The organism is Citrobacter cronae, assembly GCF_016893685.1.
Lineage (GTDB): Bacteria > Pseudomonadota > Gammaproteobacteria > Enterobacterales > Enterobacteriaceae > Citrobacter > Citrobacter werkmanii.
Genome location: NZ_CP069763.1, coordinates 3,228,117 through 3,254,495, shown reverse-complemented (window position 1 = coordinate 3,254,495; position 26,379 = coordinate 3,228,117). Strand labels below are relative to the sequence as shown.

Here is a 26,379-nt window from a genome sequence, read left to right as displayed (position 1 = left end):
CTCATCCTTTCATTGTTAGCTGCCGCCAGGTTTCATCGGCCAGCCTGATAAATTGTTGATCGCCGGTTTGTCGCCAGCGATACTCAAACCACCCCGCTTTTAGCATGATTACCCAGGGTCGCCACCGCCTGACCTGTCGCCACAAAACGGTTGGCTCAATGCGTGCTCGTCGGCCATAGGCGCTGACCAGCTGTTGGTGCTGGAGTTCATCACTGACCCACACCGCTGCCAGCTCGAGGGCGATATCGCCGTCTCCGGCATATTCCCAGTCAATCAGCCGCAACCCTGACGCCCCGCGCACGATGTTGTCACCGTGGACATCCATATGCAGCGGCCCCAGCCGCAAAGGTCGGGGCACGCCGCTTTTTCTTAGCCGCTTCAGCGCTCGTAACCAATGTGGTGTACGACGCGCCGGATCACCGCACTGCCAGTACTGTTCGAGTAACGGCAGCAGACTGATTCGCCAGCCCAGTCGGGGTTGCTGATGCAGATAATACAATAAGTCAGCAAGTTCGTCGGCGTCCGGTAATCTGGATTCTACCTTACCCTGAAAAAAGTCGACTGCCATCCAGCCACGCGTATAAAAACGAGGTCGGGGCGCAAGATTTTCCGGCAGGTGTTTTAAGGCATGATATTGGCGCAGAAAATGCGATTCCGGCGCGTCGGGGTCGTGATGACAGCGCAGCACTAAACGGTGGGTCTGATATTCGATAATGCAGCTCCCGCCGCTCAGGCCGTGGTGGCTGGCTACGACGGGATGATACTGCGGAAAGTAGCGCGACAGCACTTCATCGCGCGTCAGTCTGTTATTGTTGCTGAACGGCACCTTTACCTGACCAGATTATCTCGCCAGTTTGTACCAGCATTAATTGCATTTGCAGTGCCGGCGAATTGACGTTGCCAGATGCGCTGGAGTAGAGCACATACTGCGCACCAACGTTACGGGCAATACCAATCGCTTTGCTGCGCGTTCCAAGGCTATCGTTCGGCGACAGACCTAACTGCTGCTTGGCGACAGCCAGTTGCTGGGCGGAAACCAGGGTAAATTTGCCGTTATTCGCCAGCGCGTTACGTAAGGTTTCAGTCGCTTCGCCAGCGTTCAACGAGCCGTTGGTACGATTATTCACGCTATCAACCAGCAGAACACCACCCGCTTTGACGCCATCGGCCTGCAGCATTTTACCTACCATCGGCTGCATTGCGCTGTTCCAGTCGTAGTGACGTTGGCGCGGTGTTGGCTGCGCCGTTTGATCCTCGTGTTCGATCGGACCCGGCTGCTGCGGTATACTTGGCACCGTTGGTACTACTGGTACTGGCTGTTGCGGCTGCGCGGGCTGTTCCGGTACCGGCTTCACTTCCTCTACCGGCGCGGGTTCACGTTGAGCCACACACCCAGAAAGAAACATCGCCAGCGCGGCAAGCAATGCGTAGCGATTCATTTTGATCATCAAGATTCACCCCTTACAAATATAGATAAAGTCTAACCTTGTGCGCCCCCAGATAATTGGCGCTGCCGTACAGTGTGACCGACGAATGAGCCGGGATAGTCACGCTGCGTGGCGCTTCCAGAGGGTGCATCTCCAACCCTCTGGCGTCATACCAGTAAAACCGATAATGCACGGTGACGGATTCTTGTCTTTCGTTATAGAGTCGCGAGGATGCTGAGGCCTGAATATCAGATGTTGTTAACACGGGCTGTTCTGCGGTTATGCCCGCCGCCAGAATCGTTGATTCCATCACCAGAGACTGTTCATCACTGACCGGAATTTCGGGGTGTGAGCGACAGCCTGCCAGCAACAGCAAGCCCAGTGAAAGTGCAATGCATCCTCTGGTCATGCTTAAAGACCTTTATGTGCGAGCATTGGACCAAGCGCACGTCCACCCAACAGGTGCATATGAATGTGATACACCTCCTGCCCGCCGTGACGATTGGTATTCATGATTAAACGGTATCCATCCGCAGCAATACCTTCCTGCTCCGCGATTTTCGCCGCAACGGTAATCATTCGGCCCAGCGCCTGCTCATGTTCTGCCGTCACATCGTTGACGGTGGGGATCAGGATATTAGGGATGATCAGAATATGCGTAGGTGCCTGAGGGGAAATATCACGAAACGCTGTGACCAGTTCATCCTGGTACACGATATCCGATGGAATTTCACGACGGATAATTTTGCTGAATATAGTTTCTTCTGCCACGACGTTTTCCTTTTTCATTAACAGCCCAAGCGTTATGCCATGCTACGCCGGGTAACACTGCGAGTATAGAGTATGAGCGAGTTACTCACGCTCTTTCAACTTTAACCCTCGATTTTTTAAGCAAAAACCCTGGTCAGCGCCGCTCTTATAACCATTTCCCTATGCTATCGCTTAAGCATAGTACTGAAACGATGCTTCATTTGTGCCGTATCATCTGTATGCGTATGGAATGTTAGTGGTTATAGAGAATCTCAATGATTCTCCCATAGAGAGGGATTACGTGGAGCAATCAACTGGCGTGCTAATCGCCGGTACTCAGTGTGGAAAAACAACACTGTATAACTCAACTCAAAAAGCAGCTCGCCAGGTCACTGCGCCTGGCAGCCAAACAAAGGCAAAAAAGCCCGCTTAGTTTCCTAAGCAGGCTTTTTAAATTTGGCTCCTCTGACTGGACTCGAACCAGTGACATACGGATTAACAGTCCGCCGTTCTACCGACTGAACTACAGAGGAATCGTTGTGGAGGCTAATCTTAGCGGCGAAATTTTTTTTGTCAAACCCCATTTTCCTGAATAACGCTCAATTGATGCTTCTCTCGACAGTTTGTTGCATTTGCAGACATTTTAAATGGAAAAAACTTTGCAGCTTTTTGGATTCTCCCTCATCATTTGAAATGAGGTTTCAACTTTCTTCTTTAAGGTCCACTTTGAACGTCTCCGCAGCCTTACGTCAGGTCGCTTCCCGCACGCCCTGGTATGCCAAACGCAAGAGTTATAAAGTTCTCTTTTGGCGCGAAATCACTCCGCTTGCGGTCCCTATTTTTCTGGAAAACACCTGTGTGCTGTTAATGGGTGTCCTGAGTACCTTCCTGGTGAGCTGGTTGGGAAAAGAAGCGATGGCAGGTGTCGGTCTCGCCGACAGTTTCAATATGGTTATCATGGCATTTTTCGCCGCCATCGATCTGGGTACCACGGTGGTAGTCGCCTTTAGCCTGGGAAAACGAGATCGGCGCAGGGCCAGAGCTGCTGCCAGACAATCGCTGGTGATCATGACGATTTTTGCAACCGTACTGGCTGCAGTCATTCACTATTTTGGTCAACAGATTATTGACGTTGTCGCAGGTGAAGCAACGCCAGACGTTAAGGCTTTGGCACTTACCTATCTGGAGCTAACTGTGCTCAGCTACCCGGCGGCAGCTATTGCGTTAATCGGTAGTGGTGCCCTACGCGGTGCGGGCAATACCAAAATACCGCTGTTGATTAATGGCGGCATGAATATTCTGAATATCGTCATCAGCAGTATCCTGATCTACGGGATTTTTTCCTGGCAAGGACTGGGATTCGTGGGGGCCGGACTCGGACTAACCATTTCACGCTACATAGGTGCGATCGCTATTATTTGGGTACTGATGATTGGTTTTAATCCGGCGTTACGTATCACTTTCAAAAGTTATTTTAAGCCACTCAACCTCGCCATTATCTGGGAGGTGATGGGGATCGGTATTCCAGCCAGCATCGAGTCAGTGCTGTTTAATGGCGGTAAACTGTTAACGCAGATGTTTGTCTCAGGGATGGGCACCAGCGTAATTGCCGGAAACTTCATTGCATTTTCTATCGCCGCGCTCATCAACCTACCGGGAAATGCTTTAGGCTCTGCGTCGACAATCATCACCGGCAGGCGTTTGGGAAACGGCCAGATTGCCCAAGCCGAAATCCAGTTACGGCATGTATTCTGGCTGTCGACCATTGGTTTAACTGCCATTGCCTGGCTAACCGCCCCTTTTGCTGGCGTAATGGCCTCGTTTTATACCCAGGATCAGGACGTAAAAGAGGTCATAGTCATTCTGATTTGGCTCAATGCGGCATTTATGCCGATATGGGCAGCCTCCTGGGTATTACCTGCTGGGTTTAAGGGCGCACGCGATGCCCGTTTCGCAATGTGGGTATCTATGCTGGGCATGTGGGGCTGTCGCGTTGTGGTAGGTTACACCCTGGGGATCGTTTTAGGATGGGGCGTAGTCGGCGTCTGGTTAGGGATGTTCTTCGACTGGGCCGTACGCGCCGCATTATTTTACTGGCGTATGGTGACCGGCCGCTGGTTATGGAAATACCCGCGTCCCGAACAGGAAAAGTGCATAAAACAACCTGTTGCGCCTGAATAATCGGCGAAATGGGGAATATTTCGGCAAACGATTGAATTTATCGATTCAGGCTTTGACATCGCTGAGTGGTGTCGCTAATATGCGCCTCGTTCACACGATTCCTCTGTAGTTCAGTCGGTAGAACGGCGGACTGTTAATCCGTATGTCACTGGTTCGAGTCCAGTCAGAGGAGCCAAATTCAGAAAAGCCTGCTTTCGAGCAGGCTTTTTGCTTTTATGCGTCTCTGGTGTTAACACAGAATCGCATCCAGCCTGGCAAGCATCTCATTGACAACGGCGTCAGGTATGCGTTCCGGGCCGCCATATCTATAGTTCTGTGCTAGTCGCAGCGAATAACGGGGCCGTTTCTGGGGTTCAATAATCAGGCAGCCATCATCAATGGTCATACCCACTTCGCTGTCCGTCGACAGCCCTGCGTTTTCAGCACGGCGGGAGAGACCGCCAGCATGATGGATCCGCCCACCTTTTTCAGACGAGTGGTATACATAGGCTTCAGCAATCAATCCTTCACCTTTAGGCCAGCGGCGGATAAGCGCAATAATAACCGCAACGCCACAACAATGCCTTGCTCTTCAAGGAAGACATTAATCTACTTTCATCTGTCTTTTGCGAAAGAAAACCAATGCTGGAACGGTATGAATGAGAAGCATACGAATAATATGATTCGCCATAACAAAGCTCGCATCCGCTTTTAACGCCAGCGCGGCAAATGACATCGACTCTACGCTGCCGGGAACCCAGGAGAGCATCAACACCGGGAAGGGATAATCCAGCAAGCGCGCCGAGATAAATGCCATGATTATCGTCACCCCCAGTCCAATCAGAACAAGCTGTACAGAAGACCAAAGATGACGACTAAATTCAGCCATCGAATAAGTCGTAAAATGATGCCCCAGCAAGATCCCCATCAACACCATGCTAATCTGGTTAAAGAGATCAGGAAAAATTAGTGGTTGTGAAGATAAAGGGTGCAATGCCGCCGCGCAAACCAGCGAGGTTATCATAAAGGGTGCCGGGAAATGTAAGCGCTCCAGAAACTTCCCCGCAATATATCCTGCTAATACCATTCCGGTCAGCCAGAGCAGATTGTGCCCGGAGAAAAAAACGGCTGGAGTCGCAGCCAGAATATCTGCAGATGCCCCACGCGTGATATACCCGGCCAGAAACGTCAGGGTAATGAGACGCAGAGAATGCGAGATCACAATCTTTTGTGGCGGCGTCTTAATATGGGAGGCTAACGCCAGTACCGCCGCCATCGCTCCTGGCACCGCACCTAAAAGCGCCTCTTCTTTACTCCAGCCTAACCGCCGCACACACCAGAAGTAACTCAAGGTAAATTGTAAAGATAAGCAGAGTAATAACAAAGCAAACAAAAGGCTTATCTGCCGATGCTCGCCATATGAAAAATCTCTGAACATAATCCCTATCGAGATTCCGAGAGAAAGCTGGATAACCGTGATACTCCCCGGCATTGAGGATACGGAGAACCCAATACGTTTGAGCATAAGCACGGTAAAAAGGGCACCAAACATCATGCCCAGCGGAACGTTACAGAAAGTGAATCCCTGCCCGACGAGAAAACAGAGGATAATACCTGCCAATACTCTCATCCAGTACCTCTCCAGGCCGGTTGTTCAGATAACAATAGTTTTCGCCGGCACCGTCATGAATATATTCAGTGCACCGTATCTTTAACCCAATGCGTATTATCGATCACCCATTGCGTTAGCATCGCAAGATGTTCCTCAATTTCACGACTGGACTCACCTTCAACAATAGCACTGACAATCTCACCATTCGTCAGTTTCATCACATCGTAATGACGTCCGACAACACCTGTAGCCCGATAATTGATCACAAAAGGTAACGGACATTTATCCGCAATAGCCTGTAAGGTTCCTTGAGAAGGCGGCACATTCAGTTGTCCAACCCGGATAACAGGTATTCTTTGCGCTAAATCCCGCGGATACGTTTCGTTCAGACAGGCCTTCAGCCATGTCATACGCGGATCGAGGCCAAACGCCGCACCTAATTCTTCATTAACGAAACATCCGCCTAACCGGCAGGCAAGCTCGCCGAAAATAATATTACCGCCCTGATCCACAAATACCTCAAGATGAAGTAAGGTGTTTTTCTCAATAGGGAAGACTTCTTTCGCAAGATATTTTGTATAGTCAATCAACTTCTGGTGTAGTGAATTATCATCTTCCATGACCAGCCCTAAGGTTTGCCCTGATAGAAAATCAAGACAAGATACCGTGGCCCGAGAGGCGGAAATAAATATGGGTTTCCCCTGCAGATACAACGCGTTGATCTGATAAGCCTCACCTTCAATAAACTTCTCGATTAACAGATTATGGTATTCAGAGGATTTCATCTGCGCCAGATATTTAAATAACTGACCTTCATTTTTTAAAACCACCACCCCCAGAGATCCACGACCATCATTTGGTTTTATCACGCAGGGATATCCGTGTTGCGCAATAAATGAGGCCATTGCCGTCGCATTTCCCACGCGAGCCATTGCTGGAATCGGTAACTGATATTGCTGCACACGGGATTTCATCAGAAACTTATCGCGAAACAGGATCGCCGCATTCTCACGCCCCTGCGTTAAACCTAAACGATCGCTGATCCTTGCCGCCCTGAGCACATCAATTTCAGCCAGGAAGTAAATACCGCTGGCGTTGTTCGAACGTGCATAATGATAAATATCCAGTTCTACCACGGGATTATCGTTAAAGTTTTCATAAAACAGAAAGGTAAAATCATTCCCCATATGATGCAAGATCGCCGCTTTTTGACTGGCGCAGGTGGCTATCACTAACGGCGTTGATTGCTGGAGTTCATGCCAGGCGTTTGGCGAGTGTTGTAAAAGAATTTTGGGTGGACACAGTAAGATGTTCATTATTTTTCACTCTCGATATCAAACGTAATGACAAACACATCCCGAAATCCTTTCCCGGGCAACAGCGGTACGATAGGTGCGGTATAATGCAGATAATTAACATCATTGAAAATGATCGCCTCCCCCGCCAGAATTTTGAAGGTTGTTGCGTCATTTCCGCCGTCGTGATGAGGGATTAACGTAGTATCGCCACCGGCGATATTTTCCATTTCGCTGCAATAGACGGCAATGAACTTAAAGCCATCCTGATGTATACCTTCCGGAGCCGGATAGCCCGGCTGTCGATCATGTGTTGTAATTCTTATTTGATGAATACCAACGTTATAGTTATCCTTCGGTAGCAATGGCAGTAATTTGCTAAATACCAGATTCATAATTTCTTCGGCAACATCCTGTTTTATTTCTGGATACTTTCTGCTGATACCACCTGAATACGTATTAAGTTTTTCAGACTGAAAGAAAACTCCGGCCTCGCACAAACTAAAATATTTTTCACACCCTGCTTTTGCCTGAAGATAACTTCGAAAACGAAATTTCCCATCTTCAGCTTTAAGCCAGGGATCAGGTAGCAACTCATCAAAGCTTTTTTTAACATTAATCGAGGTATTACCCAAACGTATATGATGATAAGCATGCATATATGACATCCTCAGAAAAGAGACAATAATGTATGTTGGTTATTTTTCTCAACTTATGACACCGGCAAGGGCCAATATCATTACCTGCATCCAGGGCAAAATACGATGACTGCGGATATCAGGCGAGGAACGCACGTTCCCCGCCATCACATTCACTATTACTGACTTTTTTTACGCAACTCGGTCACCGGTACGCCGCCAATCCCCCAGTTATCGGTATCGACTTCGTCAATAACCACAATGGTTGTAGCAGGGTTTTTATTAAGCACATCCACCAGTAGCTGAGTCGCACCTTCCATCAGCTGTTTCTTTTGTTTATCGGTCACACCTTCTTTAGTGATCTTAATATTTACGTAGGGCATAACAACTCCTGTAAACTAAATGATTGTGGATAATGCGCCGAGGTAGCTAAGCGCAAACAGGTTAAACAGCAGAACATAACCATAATGCATCTGGAAACTGGTTCTGCCGGGAGAAACATTAAGGCTGTTGGCAGCAAAAATTGCGTTTATCGATACCGGAGATAGCAGTTGCGTAGCAATAAAAAGGCAAATCCAAATCTGATAATCCACCACGCTGCCGGAAAGATAGTCGGAAAAAATCGACCACGACACGCTAAATATAATTAGGGGATGAATACCGAGGATACCAGGCAAGGGCAGAACAAATAAAATAATGGCATAGCACTGAAAAGTTGTAAGACCGCTAACAAACGCTGTAATGCCTTGCGGGATGTTTGCAAACAACATCATACATACCGATGTTAACAGGCTACATGCCAGGAGTAATACCACTTCGCCGGAGATCCCCTGAGCAGATTCAGACAGTTGTTGCGCCCATTGCTTTTTGCGATTCGCAAAATGGCTGACGATAAAAAGAACAACCGCCGTGAAGGTGATGCTCTGCAAAGGATTCAACCCCAGCACGCTCAACGATAGAATAAAGCTTCCCCAAAACAAGCCGATAAAAGCAAGAATCGAGGTCATATTGCCGCGGTCAGAAACCGTATGACTATCTTCGGCAACCAGTTGGACACGCGATTTCTGGTTTAACAGGATACTGAATAAAAACAGGGGAATGCCGACCAGCATCGCCGGAACATGAGGGATATCCGGCATAGCTGCCCATACCGCCGCCGCACCAATAGTCGTCGGCATTAAAACCATCGTGATACATACCGTACGAGTGACAATCTTCGCCAGGTTAAACTTCGGTTGAACCACTTTTTTCAGGCTATCAAGCAGGAGTGGAATGGCCCCAAGGCTCATTGGCCAGGTTAAAAAAGCGGTCAGCAACGTTATAGACAATGTGACTCGAGACGGTTTTTTCTGCAGTAAATATGCCCCCAGCGCAGCGTTAAAATTTATCGCGTTCATCACCTGCCGGAGTAATGCAATCCCCACCAGCAAGAGCATGACGTCTGAATATCGTACAAAAACAGCGAGGAGGTTAAGTTCCCCACTCTTGTTTGCTGTCAGTAGAAAAATCATCGAAGCGATAAAAATGAGGATCCCACTTCTTGCCGATGATTTTTTCCACCAGAATGAAAAAGTTGACAGGATATACAATATTGACGCAACGAGTGCAAAAGCAGACATCACGGGATATTTACCGGCAAGCACACAGGATGCAAGGAAAACACCCAATGAGATCACAATCATTGAGGATTGCAGATTTTGCCAGAGATTACCGTGCGTCTGGATTTGCTCAGTCTGCATTAATGACAACCTCATGCTGAACATTGCGATGGTGCAATTGTTGATACATATCGGTTACACAACGCCCGGCATCGACCAAGAACCTCGAATTGACAAGGGGTCGGGGCAATACGTAAGTGTAAAAATTAGCCCCTTCCGCTGGATTGCCTAACACCCAAATCGATTCTTGCGTTTCCCCAAGGCAGTTAATCGGATGCTGATTGATATCAATATCCAGCCCGCCTGGATGATAACCATCGTTCATAAAGGGACGCACAATGCCGTTGATAGTCATATTCCTCATCAACGTTGAAACGTCGTGCAACGGCGAAAAGTTAGCAATTTTGGCTTTTATCAACACATCAGCTTTCACTACGCTACTCTCATCTTTAAATTCAGAATGAACCTCGAACTTACCCTCATATTCATTCATCATTAACCGGGGATCCTTTCCTCCTGCCAGACGAACTATGTTGGCATGCATTAATGCCAACAGTTGTTCATTACGCAGTTTCGGCGGACCTACAGCAATACGATTAAAGACAGGATTGATCTGCTCAATGAAGTATTGATGCGATTTCGCGTCAAGTCCGCAATTATCGATAGCCCCTCGCAAAATATCTCTTACGTCACGAATAATGTCGGTCGCCGCTTTCACTGGGCCCTTGACGTTGCCTTTGTCAGACTCATGCAAGTCATCGCGTAAAAAATCAATAAACCATAGACTATATTCTTCCAGGGAGGCATGTTCCTGATTGCGATGAGGATAAAGTATGCTATCGATAATCGCGGCATCATGCACATCAGCAACATATGTCGTGGGTTCCTGCCACTTCCCCTCCAGGGTAGATCGATAGACGTAGCACATTTCTTTATGCAGCAACGGGAAAATTTGTTCGATGAAATTTATTTTTGATGTGGCATTATGAATTAAATTCTGGACACGAAATTCATTAATTGCGGCTGAAGTTAAGAATCGTGGTCGGTATTGACCGGAAATACCTTTTTGATTCATGCCACGACTGCTGAAAGGGAGAGCCTGTCTGGAATAAATAAAAATATCAGGTTCATTGCCACTAGGGTGATAGCGAAGCATCCCATTGTCGGTCACAAACCGTCCACCACGTCCCAGCGTTAATTGAGAAATAACATCATAAGCTGTCAACCCAATGCCCTGGACGATAACCTTAGCTCGGGAGTGAATGTTATTTAACCTATCAACCGGATAAGGCGTGGAATAATATTCCAGCAGTTCATTTTGCTTATTGCTGCTGGCAATAAATTTTTCGACATAATGATCTTCCAACGTTTTCATATTGTCGCCATGGCCGGTTGTCAGATAAACAAAGTCAGCAACAATCCTCTGATTATCTTCTAAAACAACGGCTGATCGTTTATCTTGCTGAATAAAAAGATTAGTTGCCTGCTGATTTACTTGCGTTACCGTCAGACTGGCTGGCAGATTTTTTAGTATTCTCTCATACGCCCAATTCAAATATTCTCCCAATAAGCGACGAGGCAAGTAATCATTTGCATCAATAGCTAAACCTGTTTCGCTTTTTATATAGCGATCACCCACTTTGCGATAACCCTGATTGTTAGCCCATTGATGAAAACATGGGCCTGGGCGAAAAGGGCCGGCATTTTTTACGGTCGCATCACCAAACAATGTTATTTGACAGGCAACAGTATTAACTAATAAATGGTCGGGCTGAGACAAACTATGCGCTCCCACACCCATGGCATTTTTATCAATAATAATGATCTGCATATGTTCATTAATCGCATACTCTGTATGCAGGGCACAAATCCTTTCCAGAATACTTAAACCACGCGGTCCCATACCCAGTATAGCCACTGTCATTTTTTTCATTCTTTGCTCCAACTGTCTGAATATTTAACTTTACTGTATTGTAAATAGCTAATCCCTGCTGCGATAAATAACGAGGCTGCACCCAATAATATGGAATAGGTCATTCCATTTTTATTGCTCTGGAAGGCACTGACAATTAATGGACCGACGATCTGCCCGACCCCATAAGTCAGCGTAACGAGGCCAAGAAGGTTAATCTTTTTTGGTGCCCTTATTTTTCTTGCCAGCGGCATGACCAAAGAACTTGTCCCCATGAATGTGCCGCCAAAACCAATACAGCTAATGGTTAGTAGCAGTGGTGAGTTAATAAATATGGCCATGACTACGCAAATCGCCTGAACAATTAAGTTAACACTTAGGCAGGATAATATATTCCACTTGCGCGCGGCCCATAACCAGCCATAGCATCCAGGAATAACGGCAAGACCGACAATGGACCAGATATGGTCGGCTAAAAAGGTGTTGCCAACCCCCCTGGCCATTAACGGTAAATATGTAGCGACAATGATATAACCGAATCCGGCCAGACCATACAGTAAGGCTAAATTCCACCACTGGATTTCAGGTTCCGCACTTACGACTGCTTTTACCGGCGGGATCATATGCTTATCTTTCGGCAATAAAATTACCAGGATGACGAAAAATATCGTTGAAAGTATGGAAGCACCAATCCACAACAAGTGTGAATCTAACGCGTAAGACACGCCAGCAATGACATATTCATTACCGATAAAAATGCCTATTCCTACGCCTGAAAACAGTGAGGCGATAACAAAAGGATTATGGGTATGCTGGAGCACCAGCATTGAACCAAATATCATCATTCCCGCGCTTGCCACACCCGCAAGGAATCTGATTAACAGAATAATTTCAGGCTGAGTCACTTGTGCCATCAAAAAAATCAGCAGGGCTGTGAGTAACGCTGAAACCAGTAACAGCATTCTTAACTTATTGACTGCGTTGAAAATACCAAAGGAGAAAAGGAGACTGCCGACGAGGTAACCTGCATAGTTTGCGCTGGCAATTAAGGATAATTGCGAAAAGGTAAAAAGCCCTTCATGAAGCATAACGGGAAGCATAGGGGTATATAAAAAACGCCCAATTCCCATTCCTAAGGTCAAGACGATCATACCAAATACAGCAGTACTCAGCTGACGATGGCCAACAGCACTGTGATCGATATCCATTTTTTGGCCTCAAAAGACGAATTAAGTTTGATTGTTATCTTACATAAGGAAATGATAATAAAAAGTTAATAAAAATGACGAAAACATTCACTTTAGGTAATGCCTTCTATGAACAGTACCTCGCTTAACTTGTTTAAAACGGTTGCGGAAACGGGTTCCATATCTGCTGCTGCGCGTAGTCTGCACTGCGTTTCATCGAATGTCACAACCCGTCTCAAACAGCTGGAAGCCAGCCTTGACGTATCTCTGTTTGTCCGTGAGAAAAATCGTCTCTACATCACCCCTGAAGGCGAGCTTCTTCTTCGCTATGCCAACAAAATTCTGGCCCTGTTACACGAAGCGGAATTGTCCATGCATGGAACAAAAGTGGCGGGACCGTTACGCATCGGCGCAATGGAAACGACCGCAGCGGTACGTCTGCCCTCGATACTGGCGAATTTCCACCGCGAAATGCCTTCCGTTGAGCTAAACCTGAAAACCTCCCCCACGGAGGTACTGGTGCAGCACATCCTGAACAATGAACTGGAAATCGCTTTCGTTGCCGATCATCAGGCACTGCACACGGAAAATTCGCCTCTGCAATTGCACATTTTATGTCAGGAAACGCTGGTACTGGTGACGGCGGCAGAGCACCGGAATGTCATTACCGGCGCGGACCTCAAAGTGACAAGACCGCTGGTCTTTGTTAAGGGGTGTAACTATCGCTCCCGTCTGGGACAATGGCTGCGGCTGCAGGGAGTCGATTATGCCGATCCCCTGGAGTTCGGCTCTTTTCAGGCGATCCTTGGCTGCGTGAGTGCCGGAATGGGGATTGCCCTGTTGCCAGAGAGCGTAGTCAGACAGTATGAACATAATTTCCCTATCCGTAGCCATACGATTACCCCACAGATAGGTAACGTGAACACTATGATGATATGGCTTAAAAACCGAGAAGTCAGCCGGGTGCTTAATCGCTTTGTCTCATTTATTACCGAGGCTTAATTTTTCGCTACCGACAACGGCGCAATGCAGGCCGCAGAGTCAGTGGAAGACTGGCGCACTCAAAAGAGCGCCAGTGGCAACGTAATTGATATTGAAAAGCCCGCTTTATATCTGATAATCAATCACCGTTTCATCCGGCTCCATTGCCTGGCGTTTGATTTCATCCACGGATAACCCTGCGTTGCATAGCTCGATAAATCGCCAGACATAGTTGCGCTGTAGTTGTCCTCGTTTCAACCCCAGCCAGACGGTGTTTGCATCAAATAAATGCCGGGTATCCAGACGGGTCAAACTGCCCTCCTCCTGCTCGCCACTGGATTGCTCTGCCACCAGCCCAATACCCAGTCCCAACGCCACATAAGTTTTAATCACATCCGAATCCTGGGCGCTAAGTATAATATCCGGCACTAACCCTTTTCGGGCAAACGCTTCATCAATACGCGAACGTCCCGTAATTCCCTGTCGATAAGTAATTAACGGCCAATGGGCGATGGATTCCAGCGTTAAAGGCGATGTCTTGACGAGTGGATGGTCGTGCGGAACGAGCAGACTGTGGTGCCAACGAAACCAGGGAAAAGCCACCAGCAGTGGATCGCTACTCAGACGTTCACTGGCAATCCCAATATCTGCTCCGCCATTTTGCAACAACGCTTCGATCTCCTGTGGCGTGCCCTGAATCAGTTCCAGACGCACTTCCGGGAAAAGCTCACGAAAAGCTTTAATCACTGCGGGCAGGCTATAGCGCGCCTGGGTATGCGTGGTGGCTATCGTCAGAACACCTGACGTGTCATTGGTAAACAGATCCGCCAGACGGCGGACGTTGCTGGCCTCATTCAGAATACGTTCGGCAATGCCCAGTAAGGCTTTACCCGGTTCGGTCATGCCCAGCAGGCGTTTCCCGCGACGAATAAATATTTCGATGCCAAGTTCATCTTCAAGTTCACGAATATGTCGGCTGACACCCGACTGCGAGGTATACAATATATTCGCGACTTCCGTCAGGTTGTAATCCTGACGGGCCGCCTCGCGGATTATTTTAAGTTGCTGGAAATTCACTTTTCGCTCCGGGCACATCAGACATTACGCTATTGTTAAAGTCTGATGGCCGGCATAACAAATAATAAAAACCTGCATCTTATTCCTCTTGGGAATAAGGTTTAGCTCACCAGCTGCAGCTCACGGTTTTCCAGCATCGGTCGGCTAACCAGCGACAACAGGATCTCCTTAACTGCCTGCGCTTGTGGCGACAAGCTCCCCATGGCCGACACATTCAACGAGAGCGGCAGATTCATTGATGGGGTGGTAATCCGCGCCATCCAGCCATTTGCTGCATTGCACAATGCGCGGGCTGCCGATTCGGGTAACACAGTGACGCCCATACCGCTGGCAATGGCAGCCGTTAAGGTCGAGATAGACTCGATTTCACCAATGACTTTGGCCGTTAAGCGACGTAGCGAAAAAGCCTCATCCACCCGCAAACGCACCGCACTGTAATCCCGCGGCAAAAACAGATTCATCTGCGCCACTGCGGCTAAATCGACGCTTTGGCCTGGACAATCACGCGTCCCCACCAGGAAAAGATCCTCCTTCAGCAACGGCTGACAACTTATGCCCGCCACGGGCGAGCGCTCATAGAGCACTGCCATGTCTAATTGTCCGCTGAGAAGCTTGTCATTTAGCACTGCCCCACTGTTTTCATGCAAATAGACCAGTACATCGGGCAGTTCGGCACGTACTGTTTGTAACAGTGGCATAGTGATGGATGATGCCGCCGTCCCCGGTGCCAGGCCAATAGAAACTTGACCACTCAGAGTCTGGCCAACATTATTGACTGCAAGTTGCGCCTGTTCACACTGACGTAAAATCGTTCGGGCGTGGGTATACAGCACTTTCCCCGCTTCCGTGGGAGTGACGCCGCGTTTGGTACGAATCAGCAATTGCTGATCCAGTTCGCCTTCCAGCGTGGCGACCTGCTGGCTCAGCGCGGGTTGCGCGATGTGCAACACTTCCGCTGCCTGGGTCAGGCTACCAATATCGACGATTTTTACGAAATATTTCAGTCGTCTGAAGTTCATTTTGCCTCCTGTCGGAATACCAGAACCCGTGCTGGCAGTCATGTGAATCAGGATTGCAAGATACTTGCCAGTTTCGTCTGAAGCGGCGTTTTACGCTGACGCCGCGTCAGGTAAGGAGCAAAATGAAGAACGACATTTTTTGTACGCTTATACAGATGACTGTGGCTGCCCTGGAAAAGGTAGATACGCACCAGAATGGGGCAAAAGCATAAAAAGGCGGAAAGTTCGCCGCTTTGCTGATTTTGTCAGCAAACGAACGCACAATTGTATTTCGTCCTTTGACAACCCTCATCACCCTCGCTAATATGCGCCTCGTTCACACGATTCCTCTGTAGTTCAGTCGGTAGAACGGCGGACTGTTAATCCGTATGTCACTGGTTCGAGTCCAGTCAGAGGAGCCAAATTCAGAAAAGCCTGCTTTCGAGCAGGCTTTTTGCTTTTCAATTTTCTCATTCGTCTAATTATTCATGTTGCCCTCTGCGAGGGATATAATCGTTTCCTCTTCATGCCTGTCGCGGTAATCTCATAACGTCCGGTAATCTATCGGCTGCAATGTGCGTAACCCAACTCAAATACTAATAATTAAAAGACAGTACAGACAGGATAACTATGGATTCCACCCTCACCTCCACGGGTCCCCAACAGGACGCCTCTTCGCTCAACCGTGCCCGACGCGCTGCGCTTGGTAGCTTCGCGGGCGCCGTGGTCGACTGGTATGATTTTCTGCTCTATGGCATCACCGCTGCGTTAGTCTTTAACCGCGAGTTTTTTCCGCAGGTCAGTCCGGCGATGGGAACACTTGCCGCCTTCGCTACCTTTGGCGTCGGATTTCTGTTCCGCCCGCTAGGCGGGGTCATCTTCGGCCACTTCGGCGATCGTCTTGGGCGTAAACGTATGCTGATGCTCACCGTCTGGATGATGGGGATCGCCACGGCGCTGATTGGCATTATTCCTTCCTTTGACACCATTGGCTGGTGGGCCCCTGTTCTACTGGTGACGCTGCGCGCCATTCAGGGCTTCGCCGTGGGCGGTGAATGGGGCGGAGCCGCGTTGCTCTCCGTCGAAAGCGCGCCGAAAAATAAAAAAGCCTTTTATAGCAGCGGTGTACAGGTCGGGTACGGCGTCGGTCTGCTGCTTTCTACCGGCCTGGTCTCGCTGATTAGCTCTCAAACTACCGATGAGCAGTTCCTCAGTTGGGGCTGGCGTATTCCGTTCTTGTTCAGCATCGTGCTGGTATTAGGCGCGTTGTGGATGCGTAACAGAATGGATGAATCGGCCGAGTTCGAACAACAGCAACAGGCGCCACAGCCCGAGAAAAAGCGGCTTCCGGTCATTGAGGCTTTAATCCGACATCCGGGCGCATTCTTAAAAATTATCGCCCTGCGCCTGTGTGAACTGCTGACGATGTATATCGTCACCGCATTTGCTCTTAACTACTCGACACAAAACCTCGGCCTGCCACGCGAGCTGTTTCTGAATATCGGATTGCTGGTCGGCGGGCTGAGCTGTCTGACCATCCCCTGCTTTGCGTGGCTTGCTGACCGCTTTGGTCGTCGTCGCGTCTACATTACCGGGGCACTGGTCGGGACGCTAAGCGCCTTCCCATTCTTTATGGCGCTGGAGGCCCAGTCTATTTTCTGGATCGTGTTCTTCGCGATTATGCTGGCCAACATCGCACACGATATGGTGGTCTGCGTACAGCAGCCTATGTTTACCGGTTTATTTGGCGCAAGCTATCGCTATAGCGGCGCAGGCGTTGGTTATCAGGTGGCCAGCGTGGTTGGCGGCGGTTTTACCCCCTTTATTGCGGCGGCACTGGTGACATTTTCAGGCGGAGACTGGCACAGCGTAGCTATTTATCTGATGGCGGGTTGTCTTATCTCCGCCACTACCGCGCTGTTGATGCGGGATAAGCAGCACGGTTAAACCCCCGGTGCGAGGGCCATCCGGTCTTCGCACCATCTTCCTTAACGTCTGACTTTTGTTTCACATTCCTGTGACATACTATCGGGAGAGCGGTATATCTGTGGAACAAGGAGACAGACATGAACAATAAGGGCGCCAGCCTGACCCCGGCTCAGGCACTGGATAAACTGGACGCGCTGTACGAACAGTCGGTTAAATCACTGCGTAGCGCCATTGGTAAGTATATTGAAACAGGGACCCTCCCTGACGTAATCGCCCGCCAGAACGGTCTTTTTGTCTACCCGTCACTTCGTGTCACCTGGGATGGCAGCGCCACCAATCCGCCAAAAACGCGCGCCTATGGCCGTTTTACCCATGCGGGTTGCTATACCACCACCATTACCCGTCCGTCGCTCTTTCGTCCTTATCTTGAAGAACAGCTCACGCTGCTGTATCAGGATTATGATGCGCATATCTCCGTTGAGCCATCGCAGCATGAAATCCCCTATCCCTATGTGATTGACGGTTCAGAACTGACGTTGGATCGCTCGATGAGCGCCGGATTAACGCGCCATTTCCCCACCACTGAATTGTCGCAGATTGGTGACGAAACGGCGGACGGGATTTTTCATCCGGCGGAATTTTCTCCGCTGTCTCACTTCGATGCCCGACGCGTGGATTTTTCGCTGGCGCGACTGCGTCATTACACGGGCACGCCGGTTGAACATTTCCAGCCCTTTGTGCTGTTCACCAACTACACCCGCTATGTCGATGAGTTCGTACGCTGGGGCTGCAGCCAGATCCTCGACCCGGACAGTCCGTATATCGCGCTGTCATGCGCGGGCGGGATCTGGATCACCGCCGAAACCGAAGCGCCAGAAGAAGCCATCTCCGATCTCGCCTGGAAGAAACACCAGATGCCCGCCTGGCATTTAATTACCGCTGATGGTCAGGGGATCACGCTGGTGAATATCGGCGTCGGCCCGTCTAACGCCAAAACTATTTGCGATCATCTCGCCGTATTGCGCCCTGATGTCTGGCTGATGATTGGGCACTGTGGCGGCCTGCGTGAAAGTCAGGCAATTGGCGATTATGTTCTGGCCCACGCTTATTTGCGTGATGACCACGTGCTGGATGCTGTACTCCCACCGGATATTCCGATTCCGAGCATCGCTGAAGTGCAACGCGCGCTGTATGACGCGACCAAAGAGGTCAGCGGCATGCCCGGCGAAGAGGTCAAACAGCGCCTGCGTACCGGTACCGTTGTCACCACCGACGATCGAAACTGGGAATTACGTTACTCCGCCTCTGCGCTGCGCTTTAACCTCAGCCGTGCGGTAGCTATCGATATGGAAAGCGCCACTATCGCCGCACAGGGCTACCGCTTCCGCGTCCCCTACGGCACATTGCTTTGCGTTTCCGACAAACCGCTGCACGGCGAGATTAAACTACCTGGTCAGGCCAACCGTTTTTATGAAGGCGCCATTTCCGAGCATCTGCAAATAGGTATCCGGGCTATCGATCGTCTTCGCGCCGAAGGCGATCGACTGCACTCCCGTAAATTACGTACGTTCAACGAACCGCCGTTCCGTTAAGGCCTGAGGTAACTATGCACAACTCAACCCCTCTTTCCGCCCTGCGTAACCTGCTGATAGCGCAGGGGCTGGATGGTATGATTGTCCCGCGCGCCGACGCTCACCAAAGTGAAGATTGTACGCCGCATGATAATAAGTTGGCCTGGCTGACTGGTTTTAGCGGCTCAGCGGGACTCGCGCTGGTCCTGCGCGACCGCGCATTAATATTTGTCGATGGGCGCTATCAGGTCCAGGTGCGCAATGAAGTCTCGCTGGATGATTTTGAAATTCACCATTTACACGACGAACCGCTGGCAGACTATTTGCAGTCTCACGTTGCAGCGGGTACACGTATCGGCTTTGAGCCGCTGCTGATGGTTAACAGCCAGTTTGAAGCGCTGTCGGCTACCCACTGCGAGCTGGTACCTCTGGAGCAAGATCCCTTCGACCAGGTATGGTTAGATCGTCCGGCAGCGCCTTGCGGCATCATTCGCGAAATGCCCCTCGACATCAGCGGTGAGAGCAGCGCACAGAAACGTGCCCGCGTCGTGGAGCAGGTCACTCAACATCAGGCCGATGTGCTGGCGATTACGCTGCCGGACAACATTGCCTGGCTGCTTAATGTCCGTGGTTCGGATCTTGCTATGGTTCCGGTGCCGTTCTCATTTGCCCTGCTCCATCGCAGCGGCGAACTGGAATGGTTTGTCGATAGCAATAAAACACAGCAACTCCCCGCATCGCTGTTGGATACGCTTACGCTGGCCCCGCAAGAGAGCTTCCTGGCTCGCTGCCAGCAGTTGGCAAATGGGAAGCGCTTTCTGGTCGATAAAGACTACGCTCCGGTGGCATTGCGTTTTGCCATAGAAGAACATGGCGGCCACGTCCTGTGGGCCCCCGACCCTATTACGTTAATGAAAGCGCACAAAAATGACGTTGAACTGGCAGGCTATCGGGAATGCCATGAACAGGATGGCGCAGCCTGGGTTAACTTCCTCGCATGGCTGGCGCATGAGGTCCCTTTACGCGAAGCGGCGGGCAATCCAATCACCGAACTGGAAGCACAGGCTAAACAGCTGGAGTTTCGCCAGCAGCAGCCGGGATTTATCGAGCAGAGTTTCAGCACGATTTCAGCCTCTGCCAGCAATGCGGCGATGTGTCATTACCACTCCAGCGAAAAAACCAATACGCCAATTACCTCGCAGGCCATGTACCTGAATGATTCCGGTGGTCAGTATCATAATGGTACAACGGATACGACGCGCACCCTGGCATTTGGCCCACAGGATCCGCAGCGACGCTTGCACTACACCGCCGTGTTGAAAGGCTTCTTGTCACTTATTTCACTGCAGTTCCCCAGCGGTACTCAGGGCCATCAACTGGATGCCTTTAGTCGGCGGGCGTTGTGGGATTTGGGACTGGATTTTGATCATGGAACCGGGCACGGCGTAGGCCATCAGTTGCTTATCCATGAACAACCTCATCGCATTGCCAAAAAAGTTAACCCTTGGCCTCTGGTCGCGGGCAATATCATCACCATCGAACCGGGTTATTATCTGGCCGGGCAATATGGGATCCGCATTGAGAATCAGGTGGAGATTATCAACAGCCGTCCGGGCTTCTGCCGTTTCTCAACGCTGACGCTGGTGCCGATTGATTTGAACCTTGTGGAACTGCATCTGCTGAGCGATGCTGAGAAACAGTGGATTGATGATTACCACCAGCAGGTCAGAGAGACATTGTCCCCACGCGTAAACGCAGAAGCCCGTCCGTGGCTGTTCGCCGCCACTGCGCCTATTCGCGTTCAGGCCAATTAAGGCAATAAAAAAGGCAGCCCGCAGGCTGCCTTAGTTCTCCCCAACGTCTTACTGCTTAGCTGTTACGGATGTACTCATCCATTTCAGTTTTCAGGTTATCGGACTTGGTACCGAAGATCGCCTGAACACCGGAACCAGCAACCACGACGCCCGCCGCACCCAGTTTCTTCAGGCCAGCCTGATCCACTTTGGCAACGTCAGCCACGCTAACGCGCAGACGAGTAATGCACGCATCGAGGTTAGTGATGTTTTCTTTACCACCGAATGCAGCAACCAGAGCCGGAGCCATTTCGCCGGACGCACCCGCTTTGCTGTCTTCGGTCGCATCTTCACGACCTGGCGTTTTCAGGTCCAGCGCTTTGATCAGCACACGGAAGATGGTGTAGTAAACAATCGCATAACCGATACCGACAATCGGGAACAGCCACAGTTTGCTGCTGTTACCGGACAGAACGATAAAGTCGATCAGACCGTGAGAGAACGATGTCCCGTCGCGCATACCCAGCAGGATACAGATCGGGAATGCCAGACCAGCCAGAATCGCGTGGATGATGTACAGGATCGGCGCCACGAACATGAAGGAGAACTCGATCGGCTCGGTAATACCGGTCAGGAACGAGGTCAGCGCCGCGGAGATCATAATACCGCCCACTTTCGCGCGGTTTTCTGGTTTAGCAGAGTGCCAGATAGCGATAGCGGCAGCCGGCAGACCGTACATTTTGAACAGGAAGCCACCGGACAGTTTGCCCGCAGTCGGGTCGCCCGCCATATAGCGAGGGATATCACCGTGGAACACCTGACCCGCGGCGTTGGTGTACTCACCGATCTGCATCTGGAATGGAACGTTCCAGATATGGTGCAGACCAAACGGCACCAGGCAGCGTTCAATGAAGCCATAGATACCGAACGCCACTACCGGGTTCTGGTATGCAGCCCACTGGGAGAACGTCTGAATAGCAGTACCGATCGGCGGCCAAATGAAGGACAGAACCACGCCTGTGAAGATGGCAGCCAGACCAGAAATAATAGGAACGAAGCGCTTACCCGCAAAGAAGCCGAGATACTCAGGCAATTTGATACGGTAGAAACGGTTGAACATATACGCTGCAATCGCACCGGAGATAATCCCCCCGAGAACACCCGTATCAGCAAGGTGTTTAGCGGCGATCTCTTCAGCAGGTAAATGCAGAACCAGCGGCGCAACAACAGCCATGGTTTTAACCATGATGCCGTAGGCAACAACGGATGCCAGTGCAGATACGCCGTCATTGTTGGTGAAGCCTAACGCAACACCGATGGCAAAGATCAGCGGCATGTTCGCAAAAACAGAACCGCCTGCTTCTGCCATTACGTGCGATACAACGGCTGGCAGCCAGCTGAAGTTAGCGGAACCGACACCCAGCAGGATACCTGCAATCGGGAGTACGGATACCGGCAGCATCAGCGATTTACCGACCTTTTGCAGGTTAGCAAATGCATTCTTAAACATAATTAGGAGTGCTCCTGAGTATTTGTGCTTATACACTTCATCCTTCAAACCGCCTCAGCGTTGGCTGCGCTCATTCACTCCAGTCACTTACTCGAGTAAGCTCCTGTCATTCACTCACTTGCCGCCTTGATGCCGCTTGAATGATTTTGTGTATTCTACGTTCTCACGCATTGGCAAGGGGGGAGAGCCTCGCCGTGGACAGAGCATCTAAGTGCTCTTTATTTATTACACAGAGTAAAATAATTCAGTCTGTATTTGTTTGACGGCTATCACAATTCAGTTGTGAATGGCCGCAAAATTCGCACATTCCGATAAAATGAGTTTCTGAATGTGTCTAACTGGTTATTCACCGCCCATTTTGTGGCGGTGAACTTTACTCGCTTTAGTTATTAATTACGAGCTTTAAAAAAAGTCAGTTAACGGACTGATTGCAGGCGAGAAGCATCGATGTGAAACAGGCGGGCAAAGTTATCAGTGGTTGCCTGCGCCAGTTCTTCCACGGCAACACCTTTCACTACGGCCATATACTCCGCAACGTCACGCGTCATGGCAGGTTGGTTCTCTTTTCCACGATGCGGCACCGGCGCAAGGTACGGAGAATCCGTCTCAACTAACAAACGATCCAGAGGAACATAACGGGCAGCATCACGCAGTTGGTCAGCATTACGGAACGTGACGATGCCGGAAAACGAGATATAAAAGCCGAGATCCAGCAATTTGCCCGCCGTTTCTCTGTCCTCTGTAAAACAGTGTAGTACGCCGCCGCAATCCGTCACCTTTTCTTCGCGCAGAATTGATAATGTATCGGCTCGGGCATCACGGGTATGCACGATAACCGGTTTCTGTAACTCGCGGCCAATCTGAATATGGTGGATGAAAGATTCCTGCTGGCGCACCTTCGTTTCCGGCGTGTAAAAATAATCCAGCCCGGTTTCGCCCATCGCTACCACACCGTCTTCGGCGGCAAAACGACGCAGGTCTTCAACATCATAAGTTTCAGCCTGATTTAACGGATGCACACCGCAGGAGAAAACCACGTTGTCACGTTGGCCAACCAGTTCACGCATACTGCGGTATCCCGGCAGGGTGGTCGCGACGGCAAGACAAAATTTTACATCGCGTGCGGCCGCTTTCGCCAACACGTCGTCCACGTCCTTATGCAGAGATTGATAATCCAGGCCATCAAGATGGCAGTGTGAGTCGACTAAAAACATAATGTCTCTCTCAAAGATGAGGAACAGGCAGTACGGTGCCTGGTTGCAGGTAATGCTCAATACGGAGAATAAGATCGGTTAATACCAGTTCACGGTTTATGCCCGTCACGTTCAGCAACTGCTGACGACAATGACAAACATCACCAAGTATCGCCTGTATCTGGGCGACGGATAACCGCTCGGCGATAGAAGAGATGAGATCCTGAGCATCAGGATTGGTTAAATGGGAAATCCCATAAGAACGCTTTAAGGCATCCGTCAACAGCGTGGCCAGCCAGTGTAAACGAGCGGCAGCCTGATCGTGGTTGAGCGCCGCTAACAGGATATACCAGTCGCCTGATTGCAGGGTGTTCGCCAGCGCGGCGAGGAACTCTGTGCGGTGCGTCCAGCTTTCAGCCTGTAGCAACGTTAATGCCGCGCCAGGCGACCCCGCACTCAGACGTAATGCGCTCAACAATGCTTCCGGTGACGCCGTCACTTCACGGGTAAGCCAGGAGATAGCGTATGACTCTGCCGGTGGTGCAAGGTGATGTAACCGACAGCGGCTACGCAGCGTGGCCAATAAACGCGCAGGTTCGCGACTGGCGAGGAAGAACCAGGTCTGCGCCGGAGGCTCTTCCAGCGTTTTCAGTAACGCATTAGCGGCGGCATCGGTTAACTGGGCGGCATCCGGGATCCACACCACTTTCGCCCCGCCCAGGCGTGAATGCTCGTACAGTTTCTCACTGACTTCACGTACCGCATCAACGCCCAGCGTGCTTTTGCCTTTTTCCGGCAGCAGCGAATAGTAGTCCGGATGGGTCCCCGCCTGCATCAGCTGACAGCCGCGGCAGTGTCCGCAGCTTTTATGTCCTTCCGGCTGCTGACACATTAAATAGCGACTGAGCGCGTAAATCAGCGCATCGTCGCCCATGCCGGGTAACGCCTGAATCAGTAACGCATGGTGACCACGACCCGTCTGGTAGCTCGCTACCAGTTTTTCAAAATCAGGTCGTAACCATGGGAACCATTTCATGCGCCCTGCTCCTTCACCCACTGAGTAATGGTATTGCGAATATCAGCCATCACAGCCTCCAGCGGCTGCGTAGCGTCAATCGTACGAATGCTGGCATCTTTGGCAGCCAGTTCAAGATAGCGCGCTCGGGTACGATTAAAGAAATCGAAAGATTCCTGTTCGATACGGTCCAGTTCGCCACGCGCACGCGCACGCTTCAATCCGACTTCTGGAGTGACATCCAGATAGAGCGTCAGGTCCGGACGAAAATCTCCGAGTACCGCATCACGCAGCGTTGCCAGCATGTTTTGATCGATACCGCGGCCACCGCCCTGATACGCCTGGGTCGACAGGTCGTGACGATCGCCAATGACCCATGCGCCTCTCGCCAGAGCAGGTTTAATAACGGTTTCGACCAACTGTACGCGCGCGGCGTAAAACATCAGGACTTCTGCTTTGTCGGTAATGACCTCGTCACCTACCGACTTAATGTCCAGCACCAGACTTCTTAGTTTCTCAGCGAGCTGCGTTCCACCAGGCTCGCGGGTAAAAACCATGTCACGAATACCGAGTTGCTCAAGTGTCTCTACCACCACATTACGCGCAGTGGTTTTTCCGGCGCCTTCCAGGCCCTCGATGACGATATAGTTACTGCCCATTTTTTTCCTTAAGCACTTTCAGGTAATCCTGTACTGACCGGTTATGGCTGACAAGATTGGTGTTAAATGTGTGGCCGCCTTTACCATCTGCCACGAAATAGAGATACGGCGTTTTTGCCGGGTGTGCGGCAGCCTGCAACGAGGCCTCTCCCGGCATGGCAATCGGGCCAGGCGGCAGCCCGGTAATGGTGTAGGTGTTATAGGCGGTTGGCGTTTCTAAATCCACACGCGACAATTTGCCATTATACCGTGTCCCCATGCCGTAAATCACCGTCGGATCGGTTTGTAAACGCATGCCAATACGTAAGCGGTTAATAAAGACCGAGGCCACCTGGTCGCGCTCGCTGGCAACCGCAGTTTCTTTTTCAATAATCGAGGCCATTGTCACTAGCTGATTTTTATCCTGATAAGGCAAGCCATCAGCGCGCCCTTCCCAGACGGTATCCACCGCTTTAACCATCTTTTGATGCGCACGTTTTAGCAGTGCTACGTCGGTCGTATTGGCGGTATACATCCAGGTATCGGGCCAGAACCAGCCTTCCACCCACTGCGGGTTTTCCAGCTTCAGCGCCTGAGCGACAGTCTCGTAGTTATCGTCGCTCAGCGTATGTTTGATATAGGGCGCATCGCGCAGTTGTTTGAGGTAATCACTCAGGCGCATCCCTTCCACCAGACGTAACGGGAACTGGGCCTCTTTACCGCTTTCCAGCAATAGCAGCATTTCTCGCACCGTCATGTCGGGCGTCAGGCGATAGGTACCCGCCTTAAAATGCGACAGGTCAGGCTCCACACGCAGCAGCCACTGGAAGACACGCGGACGATTGATAACCTTATCCGCATACAGCTGTTCACCGAGGGCCAGGCGGCCTGTACCCGCTTTCAGCGTAAAAATGGTCTCTTCTTTAATCAATAACTTACTGTCCGCCAGATGGCGAACTTTCCACATGCCTACGCCCGCGGCAATGCCCAGCACAACCAGCAATAACAGGACAACGAGTAACAGTTTTTTCATGA

At 50.4% G+C, this 26,379-nt stretch carries 23 protein-coding genes, 3 tRNA genes and 1 pseudogene; 7 read left to right on the top strand and 20 right to left on the bottom strand.

Translation table 11 applies throughout. From position 1 onward, the window contains the following. Position 1 precedes the first annotated feature (1 nt). From thiK to JSN25_RS14010, 5 genes are all read right to left on the bottom strand, one after another. Positions 2 to 826, bottom strand: a complete 825-nt coding sequence (thiK, locus tag JSN25_RS14030) for a thiamine kinase (protein WP_204525037.1) — start codon at positions 824 to 826, stop codon at positions 2 to 4. Next, the gene (gene lpoB / locus JSN25_RS14025) at positions 807 to 1,448 is read right to left on the bottom strand and encodes a penicillin-binding protein activator LpoB (RefSeq protein ID WP_038639817.1); all 642 of its coding nucleotides are present in this window, start codon (positions 1,446 to 1,448) and stop codon (positions 807 to 809) included. Before lpoB ends, thiK begins: the two co-directional genes overlap by 20 nt. A gap of 13 nt (positions 1,449 to 1,461) precedes the next feature. Beyond that, a complete protein-coding gene (locus tag JSN25_RS14020) occupies positions 1,462 to 1,836 on the bottom strand; it encodes a YcfL family putative periplasmic lipoprotein (RefSeq protein ID WP_038639814.1) in 375 nt (124 codons plus the stop codon). 2 nt (positions 1,837 to 1,838) lie between these two features. Continuing rightward, a complete protein-coding gene (gene hinT / locus JSN25_RS14015; RefSeq protein ID WP_003030826.1) occupies positions 1,839 to 2,198 on the bottom strand; it encodes a purine nucleoside phosphoramidase in 360 nt (119 codons plus the stop codon). A gap of 436 nt (positions 2,199 to 2,634) precedes the next feature. Beyond that, positions 2,635 to 2,710 (bottom strand) — tRNA-Asn (locus tag JSN25_RS14010). A 160-nt stretch (positions 2,711 to 2,870) separates the two neighbouring features. On the opposite strand from JSN25_RS14010, the gene JSN25_RS14005 reads away from it, so the two are divergent. Together JSN25_RS14005 and JSN25_RS14000 are read left to right on the top strand one after the other, a co-directional pair. Then, a complete protein-coding gene (locus JSN25_RS14005) occupies positions 2,871 to 4,358 on the top strand; it encodes an EmmdR/YeeO family multidrug/toxin efflux MATE transporter (protein ID WP_121528886.1) in 1,488 nt (495 codons plus the stop codon). A 99-nt stretch (positions 4,359 to 4,457) separates the two neighbouring features. Further along, positions 4,458 to 4,533: transfer RNA gene (locus tag JSN25_RS14000), tRNA-Asn, on the top strand. A gap of 150 nt (positions 4,534 to 4,683) precedes the next feature. Here the strand turns inward: JSN25_RS14000 and JSN25_RS13995 are convergent. The 8 genes and pseudogenes from JSN25_RS13995 to JSN25_RS13960 all read right to left on the bottom strand — a co-directional run. Continuing rightward, positions 4,684 to 4,844 (bottom strand): annotated as a pseudogene (locus JSN25_RS13995) (AbrB/MazE/SpoVT family DNA-binding domain-containing protein); the annotation flags it as partial. A 97-nt stretch (positions 4,845 to 4,941) separates the two neighbouring features. After that, positions 4,942 to 5,967 (bottom strand): AbrB family transcriptional regulator, encoded by a 1,026-nt coding sequence (locus tag JSN25_RS13990; protein ID WP_061381753.1) that lies wholly within the window; start codon positions 5,965 to 5,967, stop codon positions 4,942 to 4,944. 65 nt (positions 5,968 to 6,032) lie between these two features. Continuing rightward, a complete protein-coding gene (locus tag JSN25_RS13985) occupies positions 6,033 to 7,265 on the bottom strand; it encodes an ATP-grasp domain-containing protein (RefSeq protein WP_085048513.1) in 1,233 nt (410 codons plus the stop codon). Further along, the gene (locus JSN25_RS13980; RefSeq protein WP_085048514.1) at positions 7,265 to 7,903 is read right to left on the bottom strand and encodes a 2OG-Fe dioxygenase family protein; all 639 of its coding nucleotides are present in this window, start codon (positions 7,901 to 7,903) and stop codon (positions 7,265 to 7,267) included. The genes JSN25_RS13985 and JSN25_RS13980 overlap by 1 nt, the downstream gene beginning before the upstream one ends. A 158-nt stretch (positions 7,904 to 8,061) precedes the next feature. Beyond that, positions 8,062 to 8,265, bottom strand: coding sequence for a 2-hydroxymuconate tautomerase family protein (locus tag JSN25_RS13975; protein ID WP_038639801.1), 204 nt, complete (start codon positions 8,263 to 8,265; stop codon positions 8,062 to 8,064). 15 nt (positions 8,266 to 8,280) lie between these two features. Continuing rightward, positions 8,281 to 9,621 carry a hypothetical protein gene (locus tag JSN25_RS13970; RefSeq protein ID WP_038639799.1) on the bottom strand — a complete coding sequence of 447 codons (1,341 nt, stop codon included), beginning with the start codon at positions 9,619 to 9,621 and terminating at the stop codon, positions 8,281 to 8,283. After that, on the bottom strand, positions 9,611 to 11,473 hold the full coding sequence (locus tag JSN25_RS13965; RefSeq protein ID WP_204525036.1) for an FAD/NAD(P)-binding protein: 1,863 nt from the start codon (positions 11,471 to 11,473) through the stop codon (positions 9,611 to 9,613). Before JSN25_RS13965 ends, JSN25_RS13970 begins: the two co-directional genes overlap by 11 nt. Continuing rightward, positions 11,470 to 12,660, bottom strand: a complete 1,191-nt coding sequence (locus JSN25_RS13960; RefSeq protein ID WP_137346730.1) for an MFS transporter — start codon at positions 12,658 to 12,660, stop codon at positions 11,470 to 11,472. The genes JSN25_RS13965 and JSN25_RS13960 overlap by 4 nt, the downstream gene beginning before the upstream one ends. Positions 12,661 to 12,768: 108 nt before the next feature. Between JSN25_RS13960 and JSN25_RS13955 the strand changes: the two genes are divergently transcribed. Next, positions 12,769 to 13,641 (top strand): LysR family transcriptional regulator, encoded by an 873-nt coding sequence (locus JSN25_RS13955; RefSeq protein WP_038639788.1) that lies wholly within the window; start codon positions 12,769 to 12,771, stop codon positions 13,639 to 13,641. Between the two features lie 105 nt (positions 13,642 to 13,746). Here JSN25_RS13955 and cbl read toward each other — a convergent pair whose 3' ends face one another. Beyond that, positions 13,747 to 14,697, bottom strand: a complete 951-nt coding sequence (gene cbl / locus JSN25_RS13950; protein WP_038639784.1) for an HTH-type transcriptional regulator Cbl — start codon at positions 14,695 to 14,697, stop codon at positions 13,747 to 13,749. Positions 14,698 to 14,798: 101 nt separating this feature from the next. Then, positions 14,799 to 15,716, bottom strand: a complete 918-nt coding sequence (nac, locus tag JSN25_RS13945) for a nitrogen assimilation transcriptional regulator NAC (protein ID WP_069323332.1) — start codon at positions 15,714 to 15,716, stop codon at positions 14,799 to 14,801. Between the two features lie 325 nt (positions 15,717 to 16,041). On the opposite strand from nac, the gene JSN25_RS13940 reads away from it, so the two are divergent. The 4 genes from JSN25_RS13940 to JSN25_RS13925 all read left to right on the top strand — a co-directional run bounded on the left by JSN25_RS13940 (position 16,042) and on the right by JSN25_RS13925 (position 21,009). Beyond that, a tRNA-Asn gene (locus JSN25_RS13940) sits at positions 16,042 to 16,117 on the top strand. 208 nt (positions 16,118 to 16,325) lie between these two features. Then, on the top strand, positions 16,326 to 17,642 hold the full coding sequence (shiA, locus tag JSN25_RS13935) for a shikimate transporter (RefSeq protein WP_038639777.1): 1,317 nt from the start codon (positions 16,326 to 16,328) through the stop codon (positions 17,640 to 17,642). A 119-nt stretch (positions 17,643 to 17,761) separates the two neighbouring features. Then, a complete protein-coding gene (locus JSN25_RS13930) occupies positions 17,762 to 19,216 on the top strand; it encodes an AMP nucleosidase (protein WP_038639774.1) in 1,455 nt (484 codons plus the stop codon). Between the two features lie 14 nt (positions 19,217 to 19,230). Then, the gene (locus JSN25_RS13925) at positions 19,231 to 21,009 is read left to right on the top strand and encodes an aminopeptidase P family protein (RefSeq protein WP_199967459.1); all 1,779 of its coding nucleotides are present in this window, start codon (positions 19,231 to 19,233) and stop codon (positions 21,007 to 21,009) included. 55 nt (positions 21,010 to 21,064) lie between these two features. On the opposite strand, the gene ptsG is transcribed toward JSN25_RS13925, so the two are convergent. The 5 genes from ptsG to yceG form a co-directional block, all read right to left on the bottom strand. After that, positions 21,065 to 22,498 (bottom strand): PTS glucose transporter subunit IIBC, encoded by a 1,434-nt coding sequence (gene ptsG, locus JSN25_RS13920; protein WP_003036277.1) that lies wholly within the window; start codon positions 22,496 to 22,498, stop codon positions 21,065 to 21,067. Between the two features lie 416 nt (positions 22,499 to 22,914). Then, positions 22,915 to 23,712, bottom strand: a complete 798-nt coding sequence (locus tag JSN25_RS13915; RefSeq protein ID WP_087857780.1) for a metal-dependent hydrolase — start codon at positions 23,710 to 23,712, stop codon at positions 22,915 to 22,917. 10 nt (positions 23,713 to 23,722) lie between these two features. Continuing rightward, positions 23,723 to 24,727 (bottom strand): DNA polymerase III subunit delta', encoded by a 1,005-nt coding sequence (gene holB, locus JSN25_RS13910; protein WP_204525035.1) that lies wholly within the window; start codon positions 24,725 to 24,727, stop codon positions 23,723 to 23,725. After that, entirely contained in the window at positions 24,724 to 25,365 is a 642-nt protein-coding gene (gene tmk, locus JSN25_RS13905; protein WP_038639762.1) for a dTMP kinase, read from the bottom strand. Before tmk ends, holB begins: the two co-directional genes overlap by 4 nt. After that, positions 25,355 to 26,377, bottom strand: coding sequence for a cell division protein YceG (yceG, locus tag JSN25_RS13900; protein ID WP_038639759.1), 1,023 nt, complete (start codon positions 26,375 to 26,377; stop codon positions 25,355 to 25,357). Before yceG ends, tmk begins: the two co-directional genes overlap by 11 nt. Between the last annotated feature and the right edge of the window lie 2 nt (positions 26,378 to 26,379).